Raw genomic sequence first — 22,173 nt, 5'->3', positions numbered from 1 at the left:
GCGACCCTAGCGGGCACCACGCACCCGGACCGGTACCGCCGCGTCCACCACACCCACCAGCAGCCCCACGACTTGCCGCCGGCCCACCACGTGCACCTGCGACCAGCCACCCGCCGCACCGCCCGACGCCGCGACCAGCCCCGCACGCTGCGCCGCCCACCGCCGCCAGTGCCGCGCGAACGCCCGCGCCCGCACCCTCCGACCCCGCACCTCCTGCCCCGACAACGCCTCGCCGCGCTCCACGTCGACCATCACCAGCACCGGACTCCACCCCGCCCGCCGCGCCAGGCACGCCCACCACCACCGCCGCACCCGCGACGTCGCCGGGTCGTGCACCACGAGCAGCTCCGTGCCGTCCCGCGGGCCACCCAGCACCGCCCGCACCACCCCCGCCAGGTGCCGCACGTGCACCACCGGCCGGTACACCGCGTACGGGACCCCGCGTGGCACCCGCCCCCGCAGGTCACGACGCGCCGTCTCGCTGTCCAGCACCCGCACCCCGGGTCGCAACCCCGCCACCCGCGCGAGCGCCGTGCTCTTGCCCGCACCCGGCACACCACCCACCAGCACGAACGTCCCAGTCCCGGCGCCCCGCACCGTCGCACGCTCCCGCACCACCACCGTCATCCCGCGCACCCACCCCTCTCCGCACCGATCCCCGTACCGAGCTCCACACCGATGTCCGCACCGCCGACCGGCGGGCGCCCAGCGTGCCAGGCCCGCATGAGCGCCAGATGAGACCGTCCTGCCGACCCGTCACGCGCAGACCGCGCCCGCCCGGTGGCACGATGCGAGACATGGCCCGCACCACCCTCCTCGGCACCGACCTGCCCCTCGTCGCCGCCCCCATGGCCGGCGGCGTCACCACGCTCGACCTCCTCGCCGCCACGACCGACGCCGGCGCGTTCGCCTTCCTCGCCGGCGGCTACCAGGCACCCGACACCCTCGCCGACCAGATCCACCGCGCCCACCAGCAGGCCCGCCCGTTCGGCGTCAACCTCTTCGTCCCCGCCACCGCACCCGGACCCGACCCCGCGGCGCTCGCGGCCTACGCGCGGCGGATCGCGCCGGACGCCGCGGCGCACGACGTCGACCTCGACGCCGCGCTCACGGCCGTCCCCGCGACCGACGACGACCACTGGGCCGCGAAGGTCGACCTGCTGCGCCGCGACCCCGTGCCCGTCGTGTCGTTCACGTTCGGGCCCCCGCCCGCGGCGGACGTCGCGGCCCTGCGCGCGGCGGGCTCCGTCGTCCTCGTCACCGTCACGACCCCGCAGGAGGCTCTCGCCGCCGAGGAGCTCGGTGCCGACGGCCTCGTCGTGCAGAATCCGCGCGCGGGCGGGCACAGCGGTACGTGGGACCCGCGCCGGTCGGTCGCCGACGCAGAGACGGCCGACGCGGTCGCCGCCGTCGTCGCACGGACGCGGCTCCCGGTGGTCGCCGCCGGGGGAGTGGACGGCGCGGCCGCCGTCGCCCGGCTGCTGCGGGCCGGGGCGCAGACCGTCGCCGTCGGCACGCTGCTGCTGCGCACCGACGAGGCCGGCACCTCCCGCACCCACCGCGACGCTCTCGCCGACCCCCGGTACGCGACGACGGCGGTGACCCGCGCCTTCACGGGCCGCCCCGCCCGCGCGCTCGTCAACGGCTTCCTGACCCGGCACGACCCGTACGCCCCGGTCGCCTACCCGCAGGTGCACCACCTCACCCGTGAGCTGCGCCGCCGCGCGGCTGCCGCCGGAGACGCCGAGCGGCTGCACCTGTGGGCCGGGACCGGACACCGCAGCGCCGCCACCGGGCCCGCGGCCGACGTCGTCCGCGCCCTCGCCGCCGACCTGTGACGCCCGCGCGCGGCACCGCCGCGACCGCTCGCCGGTTCGCTACGTTGCCGTCATGAGCGCCGCCTGGGACCCGCCGACCGTGCTGCGCGCCGCCACCGAGTGGTCGTGGGTGCCGCCGGACGCGGAGTGCGTCGTCACCGACGTCACCCTCACCCGGTGGCCCGCGTGGGCGCACGGGCGCGTCGTGCTCACGGGGCTCGCGTCGGCCCGCGCGTCCCAGGACGTCCTGCGGGACGCCGTCGAGCAGGCGCGGGCCTGGGGCAGCGACACCCTCGGCGTCTGGGTCTCGGCCAGCAGCACCCCCGACCTCACCGACCTGCTGCTCGGCCGCGGTGCCCGGCTCGAGGACACCGTGGACGTCCTCGCCCGCGGCCTCGGGCCAGGCCTCCCGCAGACGCCGGAGCGCGACGGGCGCCTCGTCGTGCGGCGGGTGACCGACGTGGACGGGCTGCGCGACGCCGACCGCGTCGACACCGCGGTGTGGGACCAGCAGCCCCTGGACGACGACCGGCTCGCCGACGCCGCGCGCACGCTGCTCGCGGCCGACAGCCGCGAGATCCGTGTCGTGGCGTACCAGGACGGCGAGCCCGTGGCGTCCGCCGGCGTCACGCTCGCGGCGGCACCACGACCCGAGCTGGGCACCGTCGCCCGGCTGTGGGGCGCCGGCACCGTGCCCGACCGCCGCGGTCGCGGCGCCTACCGCGCGGTGCTGGAGGAACGCCTGCGCCTGTCGGTCGCCGCGGGCGCGTCGCTCGCCCTCGTCAAGGGCCGGGTCAGCACCTCCGCCCGCCTCCTGCGCCGGGCGGGGTTCGAGCGGTACGGCGAGGAGCGCTACTACCGGCTCACGCTCTGACACGTGCACCGACGCGTGCTGACGGCAGCATCGACGATCAACGCTCGACGAGGAGGACGGACGTGACAGGACCTTCGACAGGACGTTTCGACGGCCGCGTGGCGCTGGTCACGGGCGGCGCGCACGGGATCGGTGCGGCCGCGGTGCGACGCCTGCACGCGGAGGGCGCCACCGTCGTGGTCGCCGACCTCGACGAGGACGCGGCGCGGCGCACCGTCGACGACCTGCCCGACGGCGCGGCGTCCGCCTCGGCCGTCGCGTGCGACATCACGGACACGGCGTCGGTGGACGCCGCCGTGGCGGCGAGCCTGGAGCGGCACGGCCGGCTCGACGTGCTCGTCGGCGTGGCGGGCGGCACCGGCGTGCACCCGGGAATCCTGGACGGCATGGACGACGCCACCTGGGCGGCCGGTGTCGACCTCAACCTGGCCGGGCCGGCCCGCTGCGTCCGGGCCGCGGCCCCGCACCTGGAGCGCGGGGGATCGATCGTGCTGGTCGGCTCCGTGAACGGCCTGCAGGCCTTCGGGGACGAGGACTACTCGGCCGCGAAGGCCGGGCTCGTGTCGCTCGCGCAGAACCTCGCGGTGCGCCTCGGCGGCAGGGGAGTGCGGATCAACGTCGTCGCGCCCGGCACCGTCCGCACCCGCTCGTGGGACCAGAGGTCCGACCCCGACCGGCTCGCGGCCCTGTACCCGCTCGGCCGCATCGGGGAGCCCGAGGACGTCGCCGCCGCGATCGCGTTCCTCGCCTCCGACGACGCCGCCTGGATCACCGGTGTCACGCTGCCCGTCGACGGCGGCATCCTCGTCGGCCCGCTCGCGCGGTTCGAGAGCCTCGGGGGCGGGGGAGACCGCCACCCTGATGTCACCGATCGGTGACATCTCCCGAGATGTTGCTCAGCGTTCACATCGCGCCGGATGTCGGCGTCCGTCGACATCTCGTCACGGACGGCGCGCCGGCGGGGGAGGGGAGCCCGTGATCCTCGCCAGCCGTCCCGTCGCCGGGCACTGGCGGGCGCGCCCGGGGCAACAGAGCCAGGAAATCCGCTGCCGGCAGGCGGGGTCATCCGAGACAATCCACCATGCTCACCCTGGAAGAGATCTTTCCGCCGTTCGCCCTGCGGATCGCCTGCGGGCCGGTGGAGCTTCGCGTCCTGCGCGACGACGACCTGCCCGAGCTCGTCGAGCTGGTCCGTGGTGGCATCGAGGACCCCGACCTGCCCATGCCGTTCCTCCTGGACTGGCACGCACAGCCGTTCTCCCTCGGCGCGCCGCACGGGTTCCCGACCACGTCGCTGGCGTGGTGGTGGACCCAACGAGCGACGTTCGCGCCCGGCGAGTGGCGCCTCGCCCTGGCGGTCCGTCGCGACGGAGTGCTCGTCGGCATGCAGGACCTGCACGCCAGGGGATTCGCGGAGACCGGGGTCGTCGCCACCGGATCGTGGCTGGGGCGAGCGCACCAGGGGATCGGCACGGGCACGCTGATGCGCCAGCTCGCGGTCGGGTTCGCGTTCGACGAGCTCGGGGCGAGCAGGTGCGAGTCGGGGTACGTCGTGGGGAATCACGCCTCGGCGGCCGTCAGTCGCAAGGTCGGGTACTCGGACAACGGCCTGCACCGGATCGTGCAGCGCACCCGGCAGGGTGTCGCCGGGGTCGACGAGCAACGCGTCGTCGTGACGCCGGCGACGTTCGTCCGTCCGAGCGACGACATCGCGGTCGAGGGCGCCGACGCGCTGCGCCGTTTCCTGGGCATCGACCGGGGTCTCGAGGACGTCTCACCCATCAACCGATAATGCACATTATGTCATTACGCGATCAGGGAGCGCCTGGGAGCCCCTCCCTCGACGCGGTACCGCAAGGTCTCGAGACGGGCGTCGTCGCGCGGTCGCGCACTGTCGCCTGGCGCCCCCGCGCTGCATTCCTGCAGGGACGCGCGTCGTCAGCCGTGCTGGCTCGACGATGCCGTCGCACGACAGGACGCCGCCGCACGAATGTCGCCTCACGAATCTGGTGACGACGACCGTCCGTGCCGCCTGACGCCGATGTCGCAGCGACGTGTCGCACGACGTGTCACCACGTGGCCGCCGTCGGCGTGCGCAGAAACCCGCGCACGCCTGATCTCGCCGCGCCCGGGCCCCGTCTGAGCCTCGTACGACCCGGGTCGGCCCCGCGGCCTTCGCCCGGTCCCCCGTGGGCAGTCGCCCACCGAGGTCGCGAGGCCGCCCGTCCGGCACGACTCGACGGACGGCGGGCGGCGAGCTCCGGACGACGCCTCGCCATCCGCGCCGGCTCGCGATAGGCTGATTCGGACATACGTGACAAACCATTGTGTATGACACAACACAGTGGTCTCGGACGAACGGCCGCGAGCCCGCTCGCTCCTGGCGGAATGACCTCGGTTACCGGGTCTCCGCGCACGAGGCCGCGCCCCCAGGGCGCTGTCGGACCGCGTGACTACCGTGGACGACATGGCCACTCCCCCCGGCGGGCTCGCCTTCTGCGTCTTCCCCACCACGATCGGGCACTGCGCCCTCGTGTGGCGGGAGCCGGGTGTCGTCGTGGGCTCCGCACTCCCCCACGGCTCGCCGCAGCGCACCCGCGACGCCGTCAAGACGTGGTACCCGGCCGCGCGCGAGGCCGCCCCGGGCGCCGCCGTCGCCGCCGCCGTGGCGGGCGTGGCCGCCCTCCTCGAGACCGGCGCCGGCGACCTGTCCGGGATCAATCTCGACCTCGCCGCCGTCCCGGAGTTCGACCGTCGCGTGTACGAGGTCGTGCGCACCGTCCCGGCCGGCGACACCCTCAGCTACGGCGAGGTGGCGGCACGGCTCGGCTCCCCCGGCGCGGCGCAGGCGGTGGGCCAGGCCCTCGGTCGCAACCCGTTCCCGCCGATCGTGCCGTGCCACCGGGTGCTCGCCGCGGGCCGTCAGGTCGGCGGGTTCTCCGCGCGCGGCGGACGGCGGACCAAGCTGCGCATGCTGGAGGTCGAGGGCGTGCACCTCGAGCACCCGACCCTCTTCGAGCTCTGAGCCCTTCCCTCCCCCGCGACGGTCAGGAGAGCCTCCCCATCCGGCTGGTGGGGACGCCGGGCTCCACGTCCTCCCCGAACGCCTCGTCGCAGAACGCGGCCAGCTCGCGGAGCTTGGCGGTGGGCCGCCCGCCCTTGGGCGTCACGAGCACCAGCGCGTTCGCGGGCAGGTCGTCGGCGATCGGCCGGTAGACCACGGGCATCCCCTCGTACGTCAGGTCCCCGTACGGCCGCCCCATGATGATCGTGTAGCCGAGGCCGCGCGCGACCAGCGAGCGGATCGTCTCGACGTTGGTGCTGCGCCAGCGGACCCGCGGCGTCATGCCTGCGACGCGCAGGATCTCCTCGACGTGGTCGCTCGCCGGGCGCATCGCCAGGAGCACCGCGTCCTCGTCGCGGAGGGCCGCGAGCGGCACGGCGTCGTACGCCGCGAGCGGGTGCGCGGCCGCGAGCGCCAGCTGCAGCCGTACGGCGGCGAGGCGCCGGGTTTCCAGGGGCGTGCTCACGTGGTTCTCGTACAGGAGGGCGGCGTCGAGCCGTCCTTCTGCGAGCTGGTCCTGGAGCTCGGCCGAGCCGCCCTCGACGAGCTGGAGGTCGACGTCGGGGAAGGACCGGTCGAAGTGCTCGGCGAGGGGCGGGAAGAGCCAGGGGGACAGCGTGGTGAACAGGCCGAGGCGCAGCGCTCCGGTGAGGCCGCCCCGCGTGGCGGCCGCGACCTTCCGGATCTCCTGCAGGCTCTCGGCGATCTCCCGCGCGTGCTCGTACACGTCCCTGCCCGCGGCGGTGACCTGGACCCCTCGCCCTCGGGTGCGGATCGCCACCTGGACGCCGAGCGAGGCCTCGAGCTGGGTGATGGCGAGCGAGACGGCGCCGGGCGACACGATGAGCGCCCTGGCGGCCTCGGTGATCGAGCCGTGGTCCACCACGGCGCTGAACATCTCGAGCTGACGGACGGACATCTCGACACCCATGTGAGCAAGGTTAAACAACAACGTCAATTACTTGTCATTGCTTTGACAGCGGGCCGGAGGGCAGGCTCGTCCGCGTCCGCCACCGCCGGCGGGCACGGATCGCGAGGACCGCGCTCCGACAGTCCGCCCAGGGAGTTCAAGGATGAGCGCCACCACCTCTCGACAGCCCACCGGGACCGGCCCGAGCGAATCGCTCCGGACCCCGCAGATGCGGCGCATCCTCGCGTCGAGCTTCCTCGGGAGCGCGATCGAGTTCTACGACTTCATGCTGTACGCGAGCGCCTCGGCGATCGTCTTCGGCCAGGTGTTCTTCGCCGGCCTGGACCCGGCGCTGGCGACCGTCGCGTCGTTCGGGACGCTCGCCGCGGGGTATGTCGCCCGGCCTCTCGGCGGGATCGTCTTCGGCCACTTCGGCGACCGTCTCGGCCGCAAGGGCGTGCTGGTCACGACGATGCTCCTGATGGGCACCGCGACCGCTCTCATCGGGGTGCTCCCCGGGTACGCGCAGATCGGCGTCGCCGCACCGTTCCTGCTCGTGGCGCTGCGCCTGGTCCAGGGGTTCGCGGTGGGCGGCGAGTGGGGCGGGGCGATGCTCATCGCCCTCGAGCACGCGCCCGGCGGCAAGCGGGGCTTCGCGGCCTCGTTCGCGAACCTCGGCGCGCCCGCGGGGTCGGTCCTCTCGGCGGGGATGCTCGGCCTGTTCACCCTCCTGCCGGAGGACCAGTTCCTCGCCTGGGGCTGGCGGGTGCCCTTCCTGCTGAGCGTCGTCCTCGTGCTCATCGGCCTGTTCGTGCGCCTCAAGGTGGTGGAGAGCCCGCTGTTCCTCCGCTTCGACCAGGAGGCGGAGGACCGCCGGGTGCCGCTGGTGCAGGTGCTGACGAGGTCGCCGTGGGTGCTGGTGCTGGGCCTGCTGGTCGCCATGTCGCAGCTGACGATCTCCGGGATGGCCAGCGTCTGGGGCCTGAGCTACGCGACGGCGCACGGCGCGGACCCGACGTTCGCGCTCAACGCCAAGGTGCTCTCGGCGGTGGCGCTGTTCGTCTGCACGGTCCTGTCGGCGCGGCTCAGCGACCGGTTCGGCCGGCGCCCGGTGATCGCGGTCGGCATCGTCGCCGCGGCCCTGTTCGCCTACCCGCTCGTGATGCTCGTGGCGACGGGGGACAACGTCAGCTTCGCGGTCGCCGTGGTGGGCGGCCAGGCGATCCAGGGCGTCATCCTCGGCCCGCTGGCGGCGTTCCTGGCCGAGCTGTTCCCGACGTCGGTGCGCTTCACCGGCTCGTCGCTGGCGTTCCAGGGCGCGTCGGCGATCGGCGCCGGCTTCACCCCGATCATCGCGGGGGCGCTCGCCTCGTCCGCCGGCGGGCTCCCCCTGCTGGCCGGCGTCTGGATCGCCGTGCTGGCCGTGTGCGCGGGCGCCCTGCTGCTCGCCCCTGAAGGAAGCAAGCGCGACCTGTCGGCCATCGACGCGGCCGCCGGAAAGTGAGGACGAGAATGACCCGCTCCCCCGAGCTCCCCGAGCCCTACGACGTGGACGTCGTCATCGTCGGCGGCGGGCCCGTCGGCCTGCTGGTGGCGGCCGACCTGGACTCCCGCGGCGTCTCGACGGTCGTCGTCGAGGACCGCCCCTTCCTGGAGCCGCCGAACGTCAAGTGCAACCACGTCTCCGCCCGCACGATGGAGGCGTTCCGCCGCCTGGGGCTCGCCGACGCCGTCCGCTCCGCGGGCCTGCCCGCCGACCACCCGCAGGACGTGGCGTTCCGCACCAGCGCGACCGGGATCGAGTTCGGGCGGATCGAGATCCCGTCGGCGGCCGCCCGGCGCCGGGGCGACGGAGCCGGCCCCGACACGACGTGGGAGACGGCCGAGCCCCCGCACCGGGTCAACCAGCGCTACCTGGAGCCGATCCTCGAGCGTCACGTCGCCGCGCTCCCCCACGTGGACCTGCGCAACGACACGCGCTGCACGGGCGTGGCCCAGGACGACGACGGCGTGACGGCGACGCTCCGGGGCCCGAACGGCGGGACGGAGGTCACCGTGTGCGCGCGCTACCTCGTCGGGGCCGACGGCGGCCGCTCCCTCGTGCGCAGGTCCATCGGGGCGCGCCTGCACGGCGACCCGGTGCTCCAGCACGTCCAGTCGACGTGCGTCCGCGTCCCCGGGCTGGCGGACCAGGTCGACGCCGACCCGGCGTGGGGGGTGTACGTCTTCAACCCTCGCCGGCAGGGGCACGTCTACGCGATCGACGGGCGGGACGTCTTCCTCGTGCACACCTACCTGACCCCCGAGGAGGCAGCAGACGACTCCGTCGACCGCGACCGCGCCGTCCGCGACATCCTCGGGCTGGGCGACGACGTCGCGTACGAGGTCCTCTCGAAGGAGGACTGGGTCGCCCGCCGCCTCGTCGCGGACACCTTCCGCGACCGTCGCGTGTTCCTCGCCGGGGACGCCGCACACCTGTGGGTGCCGTACGGCGGGTACGGCATGAACGCCGGGATCGCCGACGGGCTCAACCTGGCGTGGCTCCTCGGCGCCGTCGTGACCGGGTGGGCCGACGACGCGGTCCTCGACGCCTACGCCGCCGAGCGGCAGCCGATCACCGACCAGGTGTCGCGCCTCGCCATGGGGCACCTGCGCAAGATCGGCGCCACCGACCTCCCGGCCCACCTCGAGTCCGACGACGCCGCGGGCGAGGCCGCGCGCCGCGAGCTCGGCGAGCTGGCGTACCGCCTGAACGTCCAGCAGTTCGCCGCCGCAGGGCTCAACTTCGGGTACTCCTACACCGGGTCCCCGATCATCGTCCCCGACGGTGACGCGCCCGACTACACGATGGGCAGCTACACCCCCTCGACCGTCCCGGGCTGCCGCCTGCCGCACGTCTGGCTGGGCGACGGCGTCTCCCTCTACGACCGGCTCGGCCCCTGGTACACGCTCGTCGTGGCAGGGCGCACCGGCGCGCCCGACGCCGGGTGGGACCACTGGGTGGCCGCCGCCCGGTCCGCCGGGCTGCCGATCGAGCTGGTGGTCGTGCCCGACGACCTCGTGCCCGCGTCGTACGTCACGCGCTACGCCATCGCACGCCAGGACCAGCACGTCGCCTGGCGCGGCGACGTGCTGCCCGACGACCCCTCGGCGCTCGCGGCCCTGCTCGGCGCCGTGCGGGCACGCGCGGCGGTCGCCGCCTGACGGTCGTGTCGGTGCGCCCGCCTAGCCTGTCCCCGTGGTCGCCCCTCCCCGCCTGAACCGCCTCACTGTGGCCGCGGCCGCCGACCGCTACCTCGCATCGGTGCAGGTGGAGAGCGTGCGCGGAGTCCTGTCCCCTGCCACGGCGCGCAGCTACGAGCGGGACGTGCGGGAGTTCGCGGCCCTGGTCGGCGACGACCGCGTGCTCGACGACGTGACCGGCGAGGACGTCGACGACGCGCTCGTGCGCTACCAGGCGAGCCCCGACGGGCGGTACAGCGACCCGGGTCGCAAGGGCGCACCCGGGCGGTCGGTCGCCACGGTCAACCGGTTCCGGCAGTCGGTGAGCCGGTTCTTCGCGCATGCGGCCCGGCAGTGCTGGGTCCAGGCGGACCCGATGCAGTGGGCGGCGCCCCCCGCCCGTTCGCGGGACCGCCTGCGGGTGGAGCGGACGGCGTTGTCGGCGTCGGCGGCGGGCGCGCTGCTGCAGGCGTCCGCGGTGGCCGACGCCCCCGCGGCCACCGCGGGGGCCGGGGCACGCGCCGCACGGTCGGACCAGGCGCTGGCGCTGCGCGACCGCCTGGTCGTCGCGCTGCTCCTGGTCCTCGGTCCGCGCGTCTCGGAGCTGGCCCGCGCCGACGTCGCGGACTTCACGCGCGAGCCCGAGGAGACGCGGTGGCGGATCGTCGGCAAGGGCGGGTCGATCCGCACGGTCGCGCTCTCCGCACCCCTGGCGGCGGCGCTCGAGGAGTACCTGACCGAGCTGCGGCCCCGGCTCGCCGCCCGGCGGCCCGACGACCCGGACGCGCAGCGTGCCCTGCTGCTCACCTGGCGCGGCCGCCGCGTCGACACGCAGGCGGTGCGCGCCCTGCTCGCGCGTGCCGTCGAGCGGATGCCCGCCCCCTACCGTCGGCCGGCGACCCCCCACGCGCTCCGGCACACCACCGCCACGCTCCTGGTGGCCGAGGGCTGGGACGTCAAGGTCGTCGCGGAGCTGCTCGGGCACCGGTCCATCGCCACCACCGGCGTGTACCTCGACCGGATCGAGGGCGAGCTCGCTGCGGCCATCCGGTCGCACCCGCTGTCGGCGGGCCTCGCCGCGCCCGCGACGACCGCGGCCGAGGCTCCGGCCACCCCGGCGGGTGACATCACCGACGTACCCGACAGTTCGGCGCGCGGTGGTGACGGGGCGTGGCTACCGTGAGCCTCGTGCCGCCTCGCTTCCCCCGTCTCCGCAAGCCCGTCCGTGTCCAGATCGACTGGCCCGCCCTGCGCCGGTACACGACCCGGGGCGCGGTGCTCGCCGCGGCGGTCCCGGTGGCGGCTGCCGCCACGGTGATGGGGCTCGAGCGCTTCCGTCGGCACCAGTACCCGCTCGACGAGCCGTTCCCCACGGCCCCGCCGTCGTCCACCGAGATCGAGGACACGACCGCGACGCTCTACACGTACGGCGCGGACCTCTACGACGCGATGCTCGAGGCGATCCGCGGTGCGCAGCGGGAGATCTTCCTGGAGACGTACATCTGGAAGGACGACGAGGTCGGCCGCCGGTTCAAGCAGGCCCTCGTGGAGGCGGCCGCCCGCGGCGTCGCGGTCTACGTCGTCTACGACGGCTTCGCGAACCTGGTGATCTCCCGGCGCTTCTACGACCTGCCGGGCGTGCACGTGCTGCGCTTCCCGGCGATGCGTCCCGGGCTGCTGATGCTCGACGTCCGACGCTCGGGCCGCGACCACCGCAAGATCCTCGTCGTCGACGACGAGACGGCGTTCGTCGGCGGCTACAACATCGGTTCCCTCTACGCGACGCAGTGGCGGGACACGCACCTGCGCCTCACGGGCCCGTCCGCGTGGGAGCTGCGGAACGCGTTCGTCGACTTCTGGAACCGGTGGCGCGACCCCCGTCTGCCCGTCCTGCAGGACGTCGGCTCCCCCCTGTGGCTGCCCGAGCTGCGCGCGGCGCGGAACGCGCCCTCGGAGCTGGTCTTCCCCATCCGGGGCATCTACCTCGACGCGATCGACCGCGCCTGCTCGCACGTGTACATCACCCAGGCGTACTTCATCCCCGACGAGGACATCCAGGCAGGGCTCCTCGCGGCCGCAGCGCGCGGCGTCGACGTGCGGGTCCTCGTGCCGGAGCGGTCGAACCACGTGGTGGCCGACTGGCTCGCCCGCGGCCACTACTCGACGCTGCTGCGCGGCGGCGTGCGGATCTTCCTCTACCAGGGGGCGATGATCCACGCCAAGACCGCGACCATCGACGGGCGCTGGACCACGGTCGGCACCGCGAACATCGACCGGCTGAGCCTCACGGGCAACTACGAGATCAACCTCGAGGTCGTGGACGTCGGCCTCGCGGGGCAGCTCGAGGACGCGTTCCGCATGGACCAGTCGAACTCGCGCGAGCTGACCCGCGACGAGTGGCAGCGCCGGCACCCGCTGTCGAAGGTCGCCGAGCGGCTGATGTCGCCGCTGCGCCCCTTCCTCTGAGGGGGGTCAGCCGGCGGTACGGGCGCGACGTCGGGCGGCGAGCTCGTCGCCCTCGTGCGTGGCCGGCTCCTCGTCCTCGAGGGACTCGGTCGGCATCTCGGACAACGTGCCCTCGATGTCGCGCCACACGCGGCCGACGGCGATGCCGAACACTCCCTGGCCGCCCTGGACGAGGTCCACGACCTCGTCGGGGGACGTGCACTCGTACACCGACGCGCCGTCGCTCATGAGCGTGATCTGCGCCAGGTCCTCGACGCCGCGCTCCCGCAGGTGGGTGACGGCGCTGCGGATCTGGTGCAGCGACACCCCGGTGTCGAGGAGCCGCTTGACCACCTTGAGCACGAGGATGTCGCGGAAGCTGTACAGGCGGTGGGTCCCGGAGCCGGTCGCGGGCCGGATGGACGGCTCCACGAGGCCCGTGCGGGCCCAGTAGTCGAGCTGGCGGTAGGTGATCCCCGCGACCCGGCACGCCGTGGTGCCGCGGTACCCGGTGGCGGCGTCCTGCTCCGTGAGGTCCTCACCGAAGAGGAGCCCCTGGGCGCCGTGCGGCACCGAAGCACCCGTGGGGACGCTTGCCTCACCGCTGCTGTTCACTGTGCCTCCTGGTGTTGGACTCCACGCTAGGACGCCCCCGGGGGGTCGTCAACGACGTCGGCGCCGAGCGGGACCGCGTGTCGCGGCGCCCTGCCCCCACGAACCTGTCCCCACGAAGGGACCTCACGCCCGTCCCTCAACCGTCGACCACGACTTGAGGGTTCGGCTCCTACGGTAACCGAGTCTGACCCTCGACCGGAGGTCGAGGGTCCGTCCGGGCGTGGCGGGCGTCGCTCGCCGGCCCCGGTCCTGGCCCGCGACGTCAGGGAGGGGCGTCGTCCGGCCGTTCGCCGCCGTTCGGGGGCGTGCCCGGTTCGTGCGGCCCCCCGGGGGCCGTGAAGTCGGCGGCGTTCACGTGGTCGAGGAAGTCGCGGAACTTCTCCACCTCGCGCTGCTGCTCGACGTCCACCACCTCGACGCCGGCGACGGCCACCACCTCCGCCGAGCAGAGCACCGGGCTCCCGGTCCGCACCGAGAGGGCGATCGCGTCCGAGGCGCGCGAGTCGAGCCGGGTGCCGTTCGACAGGACCAGCTCGGCGAAGAACACCCCGCCGTCGAGCGCGACGATCTCGACCCGCTCGAGCTCCACGCCCACCGCGCCGAGAAGGTCCCGCAGCAGGTCGTGCGTCATCGGGCGCGGCGTCACGAGACCCGCCTGCGCCATCGCGATGGCCGACGCCTCGCGCGCCCCGATGACGATGGGGACGGCGAGGTTCGCGGCGGCGTCCAGGAGCAGCACCACGATCTCCTGGTCGTGCTGCTGCTGCCGCACCCCGAGGACCTCCACCGGGACCATCGGTGCGTCGCTCGCGTCGTCGGGTTCCACCGATCCACGGTACGTCCGCTAGGTGCCGCACGTCGCCCGGGGGGCCCGCCGGATCGGGACCGCACGCGAAGGGATCGCGAAGGGCCGGTCAGACGAGGTCGCCCGTCCCCTGCCGCACCCACGTCGAGTGCAGGCGAGCGAGCAGCTCGCCCACCTCCGCCGCGAGCTCCGCACCCTGGGCGCGCGCCGACGGGGTCTGCTGGCTGCGGTAGGGCGCCACGAGCTGGTCCACCAGGCCCACGTGCCGGTCCGCCGACGCCCGCAACGACCGCAGGTGGCGCGGCTCGATGCCGTGCTCCGCGAGCCGGGCCGCGATCCGCACCACGTCGGGGGCGCCGTCGTCCAACCGGCTCCCCGCCCGGGACTGCAGCACGCCCGCGGACACCAGCTCCTGCACGAAGCGGACCGTCGTGCCGGTCGCCTCCGCGACGGTCTCCACGGTCCAGCGCCGTCGCGACACCTCGGCCGCGGCACCCGCGTCGGCGAGCCGTGGCGCCGGTCCGGGCGCGGGCTCCCCCGCGTCCATCTCGGCGAGACGCTCCTTGATGACCTTCAGCGGCAGGTACGAGTCCCGCTGCTCCGTCAGCACGAACCGCAGGCGCTCGACGTCGGCGGGGCTGTACTGCCGGTAGCCCGACGGGGTGCGCACCGGGTCGATCAGGCCCTGGTCCTCGAGGAACCGCAGCTTGGAGTGGGAGACCGACGGAAACTCCGGACCCAGCTGGGCGAGCACGTCGGAGATCCGCATCGTCGCCTGGCGCGAGATGCCCCGCGGCCAGGGTTCCGGCGCGCCGGCGGGCTCCTCGCCCTGCGCGGCCTGCGCCGCCGTCACGACGCGGGCGCCTGCGGGTCCCGCGGCGCCTGCGGGCTGGCGTGGAACGACATGCGGAACTTGCCGATCTGCACCTCGTCACCCGTCACCAGCGGCGCCGCGTCGATGCGCTCCCGGTTGACGTACGTGCCGTTGAGGGAGCCGATGTCCCGGACCACGAACCGGTCGCCCTCGCGGGCGAACTCCGCATGCTTGCGCGACACGGTCACGTCGTCCAGGAAGATGTCCGCCTGCTCGCTGCGGCCGGCGACCGCGCGGTCGGAGTCCAGCAGGAAACGCTCCCCCACGGCGCCGGAGCCGTACTGCACCACGAGGAGCGCGGAGTGCCGGGGCAGGGCCGCGACGGCGGCGGCCTCCTCCGCGGTGAGCGGGATCCGGAACGCCTGCTCCTCCGCGGGCGCGCCCACGCGCCCCAGGTGCGCGGTGGTGTCCGCGGCCGCCTGGTGCGGCGGGAGAGGGCGGGGGTCCGTCATCAGTCCTCCTGTGAGGTCGGGCCGGTGGGTCGGGCGACGCTGCCGACCGGGCCCGGGAAGCCGGTGGCCCCGGATGGCCGACTGTGCGTCCGACGTGCGCCGTCGTCCGACAAACCTACCCCGACCGGGGCACGGGCGGGAAGCCCGCTCACCGGCGGCCGGCCCGTCGGACCAGTCCCGACGCGCCTCGCGAGGCTGTCGGTCGCGCTGTCAGTCGCGCGCGCGCTCCGGCTGCGCGTACTCGGGCTCCCCCGGTGGCGTGACCGCCGTGATCTTCACCTCGTCCTCGCGCGCCGTCGACGCCTCCGCCCCCGCCGTACGCACCGTCGCGAGCGCGCCGCCGGGGATCTCCAGCGCGCGGTCCATCGTCTCCGGGTCGCCGATGACGGTCCACTCGTACGGGGAGGAGAGGGAGGTCCCGTCGACCACGATCGCGCCACCCTCGTCCTCGAACCAGGTGGACGTGACCAGGCGCACCCCGTTGAGCTCGACCACCTCCGCGCCCGCGTTGCGCAGCTCCTCCAGCACGTTGAACATCTGCGACGCCTTCAGCGCGCCGGCCGGGTCCTGGATCGTCACGCGCACCCCCGGGCCCTGCGCCGGCAGCCGCCCCGACAGGATGCCCTCCGACTCCGCACGCTGCTCCGCGAGCTCGAGCGCCGACCGCGCCTGCCCGGAACCGGACTCCAGCTCGTCGCGCGTCGCCTCCAGCCCCGAGACCTCGTCCCCGAGCTGCTGCGCCCGGTCGGTGACCTCGTCGAGCAGGCGCACCAGGTCCTCCTGGCGCGCGGACGAGAGCTGGTCCGACGCCGACTGCTGCACCTGCACCACCAGCGCGAAGCCCAGCGCCGCGCACAGCACGCCCGCCAGCACCTGGGATCGGCTCGCCCGGGGACGCAGCGCCGCCCCGAGCCGGCGCCACCCGCTCGGCGCGGCGGACGCCGCCCCGGCGCTCGCGGTCGCGTGCTCGGTCGTGTCGTCGACACCGTTCTCAGCGCCGGCCGGCTCGCCACTGCCAGGCTCGGGGGCGTCCGACTCCGGGGGGTCGTCCGTGCCTGCGGAGTCCTCGGAGTCCACGGAGTCCTCGGAGTCACCGGGGGCGTCGTCCGGCGGTCCGGGCGCAGGCTCGACGGCGAGCGGCTCCCCCGGCGGCTCGAGCTCGTCGTCCGAGTCGCCCGCACGGGTCGCCTCCGTGGTGGCGGCCGGCTCGGCGTGGCCCACCGCCTCGCCCTCAGGTTCCAAGGACGTGGCCGCCTCGCCCTGCGGGGAGTCCTCGCCCGTGAGGTCCCGATCGGTGGAGTCACCGTCGGCCGGGACGCCATGGGAGGGCGCCTCCGGGGGCACAGGCTCCTCCTGCGAGGCCTGGTCCTCCTGCGGGGCTGGGGCCTGCGGGGGCCCGGCGCTCGCGGCAGCCACCGCGGCGTCGTCCTCGACGGCCGACGACGCAGCCCCGGCGGTCACGTCCGCGTCGCCCTCGCCGGACACCACGTCGGGCGTCTCAGGCGTCTCAGCGGACTCGGGGGTGTCGGGGCGGTCGCCCTTCGGGTCGCTCATCCGCCGCTCACGCCTTGAACAGGTGGCGGCGGATCGCCGCCGCGTTCGAGAAGATCCGGATGCCCAGCACCACCACGACCGCGGTCGACAGCTGCGCACCCACGCCCAGCTGGTCGCCGAGGAACACGATGAACGCCGCCACGACCACGTTCGACAGGAACGACACCAGGAACACCTTGTCGTCGAACAGCCCGTCGAGCTTGGCGCGCAGGCCCCCGAACAAAGCGTCCAGGGCGGCCACCACCGCGATCGGCAGATAGGGCTGCAACGCCACCGGCACGGTCGGCTGCAGCACCAGACCGGCGATCACGCCGATCACGAGCCCGATCGCGGCGATCATGAGCGTTCCTCCTCGGTGTCGGACGACGACGTCCCCTGCGACGTCCCCGGCGATGTGCTCTCTCGTGTGCTCTGCGGTGCCCCCTGGGCGTCGTCGCCCGGCTGCGAGGATTCCCCCGCACCCGACGTCGACGCGTACCGCAGGGTCTGGTTCCCCACGCCCGGCAGCGACAGGTCGCTCTGCGGGGTCACGCTCGACTGGATCCCGTAGCGCGACCCCAACAGCTGCAGGTACGCCGGGGCGCCGGAGCGAGCGTACGCGGTCTGCAGGTCGTCGGGGTCGCCGATCGCGCGGATCGCGTAGGTCGGCCCCGGCAGCGGCACGAGGTCCACCAGGATGGCGTCCCCCGCGTTACGGATCGCCGACAGCGACGTCAGCCGCTGGTCGTCCACCGAGATCGCCTCCGCGCCCGCCGCCCACAGGGCGTTCACCACGGTCTGCACGTCCGCGTCCCGCACCCGGGCGCTCGCGTCGGGATCCGACTCCGACTGCGCGGCGTCGCCGTCCGACAGGGAGACCACCAGACCGGGGCCGCTGACGGCCGCCGACCCGCTCACCACGCCGTCGCGCTGCAGCGTCTGCAACAGTCCCGGGTCCTCGCTGGCGAGCGCGGTGTGCTGCAGCGCCTCGATCTCGTCGCTCAGCGCCACCGACCGGGCCTGGAGCGCGTCCACCTCCCCGCGCCGGTCCACGATCTGGTTCTCCAGCACCTCGCGCGCCGCCGCCACCTCGGCCTGGGGCGCTCGCAGCTGCCGTGCCGCCGACACGGTCAGCAACCCCAGCAGGGCCGCGAGCACCAGCAGGAGCACGACGGAGAGCCCCCGGCGCCCCGCCGGGCGCCCGGCCCGCGCCGCCTCGGCGCGCCGCTCGGCCTCCTCCGCGTACCCCGGGTCCAGAGGCTTCTCCATCACCTCGACCAGCAGGGTCATCGACTCGTCCGGGCGGCGGCGCGCCGGCGTGCGCACCGGCGCCGTCACGCCTCGCCCTCCGTACCCCGGGCGTCCGGCCCGGCGCTCGCGGCCCCCAGCAGGACGCGCGCCTGCCGCACGTACTGGACACCCGCCACCCAGTACAGGCCGACGCCCCACCAGGTGAACGCCCAGCCCACGACGTGCGCCGCCGCGCCGACCACGCCCGGCATCGTCGCCAGGAGGAGCAGGGGGAACGCGTACAGCAGGGCGAACGTCCCGGCCTTGCCCACGAAGCTCACCGGCAGCGGGCCGTACCCATGCCGCGCCAGCACCGGGAGGAGGCACATCAGCAGCACGTCACGCGCCACGATCAGCACCAGCAACCACAGCGGGACCACGTCCCGCCAGGCGAGGCCCGCCAGCGTGACGAAGATGAAGAGGCGGTCCGCCGCCGGGTCCAGCATCTGGCCCAGCCGCGTCACCTGGTGCAGGCGCCGCGCCAGCACGCCGTCCAGCCAGTCCGTGAACCCGGAGAAGGCCAGGACGGCGAGGGCCCACACGTCCTCGCCCACCACGATCAGCACCGCGAACACCGGCACCAGCGCCAGGCGCAGCAAGCTCACCAGGTTCGGGATCGTGAAGACCCGGCTGCTGATCTCCTGGCCCTCCTGCACGGGGCACATCCTACGCACGCGCCCTGCGCCCAGTGGCCGAACTCACCGGCACCCGCCGGACCTCATCCGGCACCGGCCGGTAGACTGGGGGCACCTTCGGAGTTCGTCGTGCCTCCCGCGTGTTCGTTGTGCCCCGCTCAGAGCGGGGCTGGTGTGTGTCCGGGACCGAGCGACCGCCCCGCCGCCCCTGGCGGTGCAGGACTCCTCCCCCACCACCCACAGAACGGTGACCGCTCTTGAGCACCCCTGACTCCACCCTGCCCACCGAGCAGAGCACCGGGCAGGACCCGACGTTCGCCGACCTCGGCCTCCCCGCACCGCTGCAGGCCGCCGTCGACGACCTCGGGTTCACGACGCCCTCGCCCATCCAGGCGCGCGCCATCCCCGAGCTCCTCGCCGGTCGCGACATCACCGGCGTCGCCCAGACCGGCACCGGCAAGACCGCCGCCTTCGGCATCCCGCTGCTCGCCGCCCTCGACCCGGACGCCTCCGTCGCGGGCGGGCACGTGCAGGCTCTCGTCCTCGCCCCCACCCGCGAGCTCGCGCTCCAGGTCGCCGAGGCCGTCGAGTCCTTCGCCACCCACCTGCCCGGGGTGCGCGTCACCTCCGTGTACGGCGGCTCCCCCTACCAGCCCCAGCAGCGCGCCCTGCGCGACGGCGTGCACGTCGTCGTCGGCACCCCCGGCCGCGTCATGGACCACATGGAGCGCGGCACCCTCTCCCTCGACGGCGTCAAGTTCCTCGTCCTCGACGAGGCCGACGAGATGCTCCGCATGGGCTTCGCCGAGGACGTCGAGACGATCTTCGGCCAGGCCCCCGCGAAGCGGCAGGTCGCGCTGTTCTCCGCGACCATGCCGCCCGCCATCCGCGCCGTCGCCGAGACCCACCTCACCGACCCCGTCGCGATCGCGGTATCCCGGCAGTCGTCCACCGTGTCGACCGTCGAGCAGACCTACGCCGTCGTGCCCTTCCGGCACAAGATCGGCTCCCTGGTCCGGGTGCTCGCCACCTCCGACGCCGACGCCACCATCGTCTTCACCCGCACCCGCAAGGACGCCGAGGAGGTCGGCGCCGCCCTGGTCGAGCGCGGCACCTCCGCCGCCACCATCTCCGGCGACGTCGCCCAGAAGGAGCGCGAGAAGATCGTCGAGCGCCTCAAGTCCGGCGCCCTCGACGTGCTCGTCGCCACCGACGTCGCCGCCCGCGGCCTCGACGTCGACCGCATCGGCCTCGTCGTCAACTTCGACATCCCTCGCGAGCCCGAGGCCTACGTGCACCGCATCGGCCGCACCGGCCGCGCGGGGCGCACCGGCCGCGCCCTGTCGTTCGTCACGCCCCACGAGCGCGGCAAGCTCAAGCACATCGAGCGGACCATCCGGACCACGCTCGCCGAGGTCGAGATCCCCTCGCCGCGCGACGTCTCCGAGCACCGCGCCCGCCGCCTCCTCGACGCCGTCGGCACCCGCATCGAGTCCGGCCGCCTCGACCTGTACACCCGGATGCTCCAGGAGCGCGCCGCCACCGCGGCGGCGTCCGCCGAGGACACCGACGGCACGACGGCCCCCGTCGAGGCCGACGACGACGCCCTGCAGGTCGCGGCCGCCCTCCTGGCGCTCGCGGTCGGGGACGACGGCCCCCAGCAGCGCGCGGCCCAGGAGGAGCACGAGCGCGAGCGGGCCGAGGCCAAGGGCGGGCGCACCCGCGAGACCCACCGCGCCGAGCGGACCGAGCGGGACGGCGACCGCACGGGCCGCCACCCCCGCTCCGACCGCGATCGCGACGACCGTGGCCGTGGCATCCGTCGTCCCGCCGCCGGCACGCGCTACCGCATCTCCGTCGGGCACACGCACGGCGCGCAGCCGCGCGGCATCGTCGGGGCGCTCACCCACGAGGGCGGCCTGTCGGGCAGCGACATCGGCAAGATCGACATCTTCGGCAACTTCTCGCTGGTCGACATCTCGCGACCGCTCGACGACGCCGACATGAACCGCATCGGGCGTGCCCACGTCGCGGGCAAGGCCCTCCGGATCTCCGTCGACAAGGGCGCCCCGGAGCGGCGCGCCCCGCGCACGGAGCGGCCCCGCACCGACCGTCGTCCGGCCCGCACGGTCTGACGGCGTCGGGCACCGGCCCGAGACACCGCGACGCCCCGCGAGCCGTACGGCTCGCGGGGCGTCGTCGTCCCCGGCAGGGGCGGACGCGGTCAGGTGCGGTCCGGTGCCTCGCCGAGGCTCACGACCAGGGACCGCAGGCGCCGCGCCTCCGCCATCCCGCGCTCCCCGTCCGCCCGCTGGATGCCCATCACGGCGATCGTGCCGCCGTCGGCGAGGTCGAGGCGCACCCACGGGTCGTTCGGGCCCAGCCGTACCTCGACGATCTCCGGCCACGCGAGCGTCCGGGATCGTACGAGGTTGCGCACCCGCAGCCCTTGTTCCGAGGGCACCGCGTGCACGCCGCCGAGCCGCCACAGCAGCCAGGTGACGCCCAGCGCGAAGACCACGAACGAGATCTTGTTCACCGCGGCCGCGCCCATCGGCCCGTTCGAGCCGAGCCCGACCACCACGCTGCCGACCGCGGCGACCACCCACACGAACCAGGCCGAGACCTGGCCCCACAGCGGCCGGAAGGTGCGGAAGCGTGACGCGCTCATGCCCACCACGCTGCCACCGCCCGCACGTGCTCGACAGGTCGGCGGGCGCCGACCCGCCGGGTCACAGCCGGCTGGCGTGGATGGAGGTCACGATGATGCCGCGCGCCCCCACCTCGTACAGCGCGTCCATCACGCGGTTGGTCTCCGAGCGCTTCACCATCGACCGCACCGCCGCCGACTCGCCGTTGTGCAGCGGCGACACGGTGGGCGACTCGAAGCCGGGCGTCACCGCCACCGCGGCGTCGACGAGCTCCATCGGCACGTCGTAGTCCATGAGCACGTACTCGTGCGCGGTGATCACGCCCTGGAGGCGGCGGGTGAGCACGTCGAGCCCGGCCGGCTCCCCCACGTCGCTGCGTCGGATGAGCAGCGCCTCGGAACGCAGGATCGGCTCGCCGAACACCTCGAGACCCGCCGCGCGCAGCGTCGTGCCCGTCTCGACGACGTCCGCGATGACGTCCGCGACGCCCAGGCGCACGGAGCTCTCCACCGCGCCGTCGAGGTGCACCACGGCCGACGGCTCGATCCCTCGCTCGCGCAGGTACGAGCGGACCAGGGTGTCGTACGACGACGCCACCCGGCGGCCGGCGATCTGGTCGACGTCGGTGATCGTGCCCGCCGGCGCCGCGAAACGGAACGTCGACGCGGCGAAGCCCAGCGGCAGGTGCTCGACGGCGTCGGCGCCAGAGTCGAGCAGCAGGTCGCGGCCGGTGATACCGACGTCGACGGTGCCGGAGCCGACGTACACCGCGACGTCGCGGGGGCGCAGGAAGAAGAACTCGGCCCCGTTGTCGGGGTCGGCGAGCACGAGCTCGCGGGTGTCTCGACGCTGGCGGTAGCCGGCCTCGCGCAGCATGTCGGAGGCCGGGACGGAGAGGGAGCCCTTGTTGGGGACGGCGATACGGAGCACTGCGGTTACCTCGTTCTGATCAGGACGGGACGTGTCGGGCGGCAGGGCGCGCGCGA

Annotated in this window: 22 protein-coding genes; 10 read left to right on the top strand and 12 right to left on the bottom strand. The window is 74.5% G+C overall.

All coding sequences use genetic code 11. The features are described from left to right. Positions 1-6: 6 nt before the first annotated feature. A complete protein-coding gene (locus tag ACFVS0_RS02415; protein ID WP_430587134.1) occupies positions 7-627 on the bottom strand; it encodes an AAA family ATPase in 621 nt (206 codons plus the stop codon). Between the two features lie 170 nt (positions 628-797). Here ACFVS0_RS02415 and ACFVS0_RS02410 point away from each other — a divergent pair, with 170 nt between their 5' ends. The 5 genes from ACFVS0_RS02410 to ACFVS0_RS02390 all read left to right on the top strand — a co-directional run bounded on the left by ACFVS0_RS02410 (position 798) and on the right by ACFVS0_RS02390 (position 5,716). Further along, entirely contained in the window at positions 798-1,838 is a 1,041-nt protein-coding gene (locus ACFVS0_RS02410; protein WP_430587058.1) for a nitronate monooxygenase, read from the top strand. A gap of 52 nt (positions 1,839-1,890) precedes the next feature. Next, positions 1,891-2,691, top strand: coding sequence for a hypothetical protein (locus ACFVS0_RS02405; protein WP_430587057.1), 801 nt, complete (start codon positions 1,891-1,893; stop codon positions 2,689-2,691). A gap of 62 nt (positions 2,692-2,753) precedes the next feature. Then, complete coding sequence (locus ACFVS0_RS02400; protein WP_430587056.1) at positions 2,754-3,569, top strand: SDR family NAD(P)-dependent oxidoreductase; 816 nt, start codon at positions 2,754-2,756, stop codon at positions 3,567-3,569. 203 nt (positions 3,570-3,772) lie between these two features. Further along, positions 3,773-4,483: a GNAT family N-acetyltransferase gene (locus tag ACFVS0_RS02395; RefSeq protein WP_430587055.1), complete on the top strand. Its 711-nt coding sequence runs from the start codon at positions 3,773-3,775 to the stop codon at positions 4,481-4,483. A 675-nt stretch (positions 4,484-5,158) separates the two neighbouring features. After that, a complete protein-coding gene (locus tag ACFVS0_RS02390) occupies positions 5,159-5,716 on the top strand; it encodes a methylated-DNA--[protein]-cysteine S-methyltransferase (RefSeq protein ID WP_430587054.1) in 558 nt (185 codons plus the stop codon). 22 nt (positions 5,717-5,738) lie between these two features. Here the strand turns inward: ACFVS0_RS02390 and ACFVS0_RS02385 are convergent, their stop codons facing one another. Then, entirely contained in the window at positions 5,739-6,686 is a 948-nt protein-coding gene (locus tag ACFVS0_RS02385) for a LysR family transcriptional regulator (RefSeq protein ID WP_430587053.1), read from the bottom strand. A gap of 142 nt (positions 6,687-6,828) precedes the next feature. Between ACFVS0_RS02385 and ACFVS0_RS02380 the strand changes: the two genes are divergently transcribed. The 4 genes from ACFVS0_RS02380 to ACFVS0_RS02365 are packed head-to-tail and all read left to right on the top strand — an operon-like array spanning position 6,829 to position 12,353. Further along, on the top strand, positions 6,829-8,169 hold the full coding sequence (locus ACFVS0_RS02380; RefSeq protein WP_430551892.1) for an MFS transporter: 1,341 nt from the start codon (positions 6,829-6,831) through the stop codon (positions 8,167-8,169). 8 nt (positions 8,170-8,177) lie between these two features. Further along, the gene (locus ACFVS0_RS02375) at positions 8,178-9,869 is read left to right on the top strand and encodes an FAD-dependent monooxygenase (protein ID WP_430587052.1); all 1,692 of its coding nucleotides are present in this window, start codon (positions 8,178-8,180) and stop codon (positions 9,867-9,869) included. A 34-nt stretch (positions 9,870-9,903) separates the two neighbouring features. Then, positions 9,904-11,070, top strand: a complete 1,167-nt coding sequence (locus tag ACFVS0_RS02370) for a tyrosine-type recombinase/integrase (RefSeq protein WP_430587051.1) — start codon at positions 9,904-9,906, stop codon at positions 11,068-11,070. Next, positions 11,058-12,353, top strand: coding sequence for a phosphatidylserine/phosphatidylglycerophosphate/cardiolipin synthase family protein (locus ACFVS0_RS02365; RefSeq protein WP_430587050.1), 1,296 nt, complete (start codon positions 11,058-11,060; stop codon positions 12,351-12,353). The genes ACFVS0_RS02370 and ACFVS0_RS02365 overlap by 13 nt, the downstream gene beginning before the upstream one ends. 6 nt (positions 12,354-12,359) lie before the next feature. Here ACFVS0_RS02365 and ACFVS0_RS02360 read toward each other — a convergent pair whose 3' ends face one another. The 8 genes from ACFVS0_RS02360 to ACFVS0_RS02325 all read right to left on the bottom strand — a co-directional run bounded on the left by ACFVS0_RS02360 (position 12,360) and on the right by ACFVS0_RS02325 (position 18,557). Beyond that, positions 12,360-12,947 carry a MerR family transcriptional regulator gene (locus ACFVS0_RS02360; RefSeq protein ID WP_430551888.1) on the bottom strand — a complete coding sequence of 196 codons (588 nt, stop codon included), beginning with the start codon at positions 12,945-12,947 and terminating at the stop codon, positions 12,360-12,362. Between the two features lie 262 nt (positions 12,948-13,209). Continuing rightward, complete coding sequence (locus ACFVS0_RS02355; protein ID WP_430552014.1) at positions 13,210-13,743, bottom strand: bifunctional nuclease family protein; 534 nt, start codon at positions 13,741-13,743, stop codon at positions 13,210-13,212. A 118-nt stretch (positions 13,744-13,861) separates the two neighbouring features. Continuing rightward, on the bottom strand, positions 13,862-14,605 hold the full coding sequence (locus ACFVS0_RS02350) for a MerR family transcriptional regulator (RefSeq protein ID WP_430551887.1): 744 nt from the start codon (positions 14,603-14,605) through the stop codon (positions 13,862-13,864). Next, positions 14,602-15,078 carry an FHA domain-containing protein gene (locus tag ACFVS0_RS02345; RefSeq protein WP_430551886.1) on the bottom strand — a complete coding sequence of 159 codons (477 nt, stop codon included), beginning with the start codon at positions 15,076-15,078 and terminating at the stop codon, positions 14,602-14,604. The genes ACFVS0_RS02350 and ACFVS0_RS02345 overlap by 4 nt, the downstream gene beginning before the upstream one ends. A 210-nt stretch (positions 15,079-15,288) precedes the next feature. Further along, positions 15,289-16,632 (bottom strand): DUF881 domain-containing protein, encoded by a 1,344-nt coding sequence (locus ACFVS0_RS02340; protein WP_430587049.1) that lies wholly within the window; start codon positions 16,630-16,632, stop codon positions 15,289-15,291. Positions 16,633-16,639: 7 nt separating this feature from the next. Continuing rightward, positions 16,640-16,972, bottom strand: coding sequence for a small basic family protein (locus tag ACFVS0_RS02335; RefSeq protein WP_079575212.1), 333 nt, complete (start codon positions 16,970-16,972; stop codon positions 16,640-16,642). Further along, positions 16,969-17,949 (bottom strand): DUF881 domain-containing protein, encoded by a 981-nt coding sequence (locus ACFVS0_RS02330; protein WP_430551884.1) that lies wholly within the window; start codon positions 17,947-17,949, stop codon positions 16,969-16,971. Before ACFVS0_RS02330 ends, ACFVS0_RS02335 begins: the two co-directional genes overlap by 4 nt. Then, positions 17,946-18,557: a CDP-alcohol phosphatidyltransferase family protein gene (locus ACFVS0_RS02325; protein ID WP_430562519.1), complete on the bottom strand. Its 612-nt coding sequence runs from the start codon at positions 18,555-18,557 to the stop codon at positions 17,946-17,948. The genes ACFVS0_RS02330 and ACFVS0_RS02325 overlap by 4 nt, the downstream gene beginning before the upstream one ends. A gap of 236 nt (positions 18,558-18,793) precedes the next feature. Here ACFVS0_RS02325 and ACFVS0_RS02320 point away from each other — a divergent pair, with 236 nt between their 5' ends. Then, positions 18,794-20,671, top strand: a complete 1,878-nt coding sequence (locus tag ACFVS0_RS02320; RefSeq protein WP_430587048.1) for a DEAD/DEAH box helicase — start codon at positions 18,794-18,796, stop codon at positions 20,669-20,671. A gap of 89 nt (positions 20,672-20,760) precedes the next feature. Here ACFVS0_RS02320 and ACFVS0_RS02315 read toward each other — a convergent pair whose 3' ends face one another. Together ACFVS0_RS02315 and hisG are read right to left on the bottom strand one after the other, a co-directional pair. Further along, entirely contained in the window at positions 20,761-21,207 is a 447-nt protein-coding gene (locus ACFVS0_RS02315; protein ID WP_430551881.1) for a PH domain-containing protein, read from the bottom strand. Positions 21,208-21,268: 61 nt separating this feature from the next. Further along, positions 21,269-22,117 (bottom strand): ATP phosphoribosyltransferase, encoded by an 849-nt coding sequence (gene hisG / locus ACFVS0_RS02310; protein ID WP_430551880.1) that lies wholly within the window; start codon positions 22,115-22,117, stop codon positions 21,269-21,271. Positions 22,118-22,173: the final 56 nt, after the last annotated feature.

The organism is Isoptericola sp. NPDC058082 (genome assembly GCF_042885055.1).
GTDB lineage: Bacteria > Actinomycetota > Actinomycetes > Actinomycetales > Cellulomonadaceae > Isoptericola.
This window is presented reverse-complemented; position numbering and strand designations above follow the sequence as displayed.

Excerpts from the sequence above, each read along its gene's own strand:
- ACFVS0_RS02340 (WP_430587049.1), bottom strand. The coding sequence starts at position 16,632 with ATGAGCGACCCGAAGGGCGACCGCCCCGACACCCCCGAGTCCGCTGAG.
- ACFVS0_RS02410 (WP_430587058.1), top strand. The coding sequence starts at position 798 with ATGGCCCGCACCACCCTCCTCGGCACCGACCTGCCCCTCGTCGCCGCC.
- ACFVS0_RS02345 (WP_430551886.1), bottom strand. The coding sequence starts at position 15,078 with ATGACGGACCCCCGCCCTCTCCCGCCGCACCAGGCGGCCGCGGACACC.
- ACFVS0_RS02380 (WP_430551892.1), top strand. The coding sequence starts at position 6,829 with ATGAGCGCCACCACCTCTCGACAGCCCACCGGGACCGGCCCGAGCGAA.
- ACFVS0_RS02315 (WP_430551881.1), bottom strand. The coding sequence starts at position 21,207 with ATGAGCGCGTCACGCTTCCGCACCTTCCGGCCGCTGTGGGGCCAGGTC.
- ACFVS0_RS02375 (WP_430587052.1), top strand. The coding sequence starts at position 8,178 with ATGACCCGCTCCCCCGAGCTCCCCGAGCCCTACGACGTGGACGTCGTC.
- ACFVS0_RS02395 (WP_430587055.1), top strand. The coding sequence starts at position 3,773 with ATGCTCACCCTGGAAGAGATCTTTCCGCCGTTCGCCCTGCGGATCGCC.
- ACFVS0_RS02335 (WP_079575212.1), bottom strand. The coding sequence starts at position 16,972 with ATGATCGCCGCGATCGGGCTCGTGATCGGCGTGATCGCCGGTCTGGTG.
- ACFVS0_RS02415 (WP_430587134.1), bottom strand. The coding sequence starts at position 627 with ATGACGGTGGTGGTGCGGGAGCGTGCGACGGTGCGGGGCGCCGGGACT.
- ACFVS0_RS02390 (WP_430587054.1), top strand. The coding sequence starts at position 5,159 with ATGGCCACTCCCCCCGGCGGGCTCGCCTTCTGCGTCTTCCCCACCACG.
- ACFVS0_RS02385 (WP_430587053.1), bottom strand. The coding sequence starts at position 6,686 with ATGGGTGTCGAGATGTCCGTCCGTCAGCTCGAGATGTTCAGCGCCGTG.
- ACFVS0_RS02355 (WP_430552014.1), bottom strand. The coding sequence starts at position 13,743 with ATGGTCCCGGTGGAGGTCCTCGGGGTGCGGCAGCAGCAGCACGACCAG.
- ACFVS0_RS02405 (WP_430587057.1), top strand. The coding sequence starts at position 1,891 with ATGAGCGCCGCCTGGGACCCGCCGACCGTGCTGCGCGCCGCCACCGAG.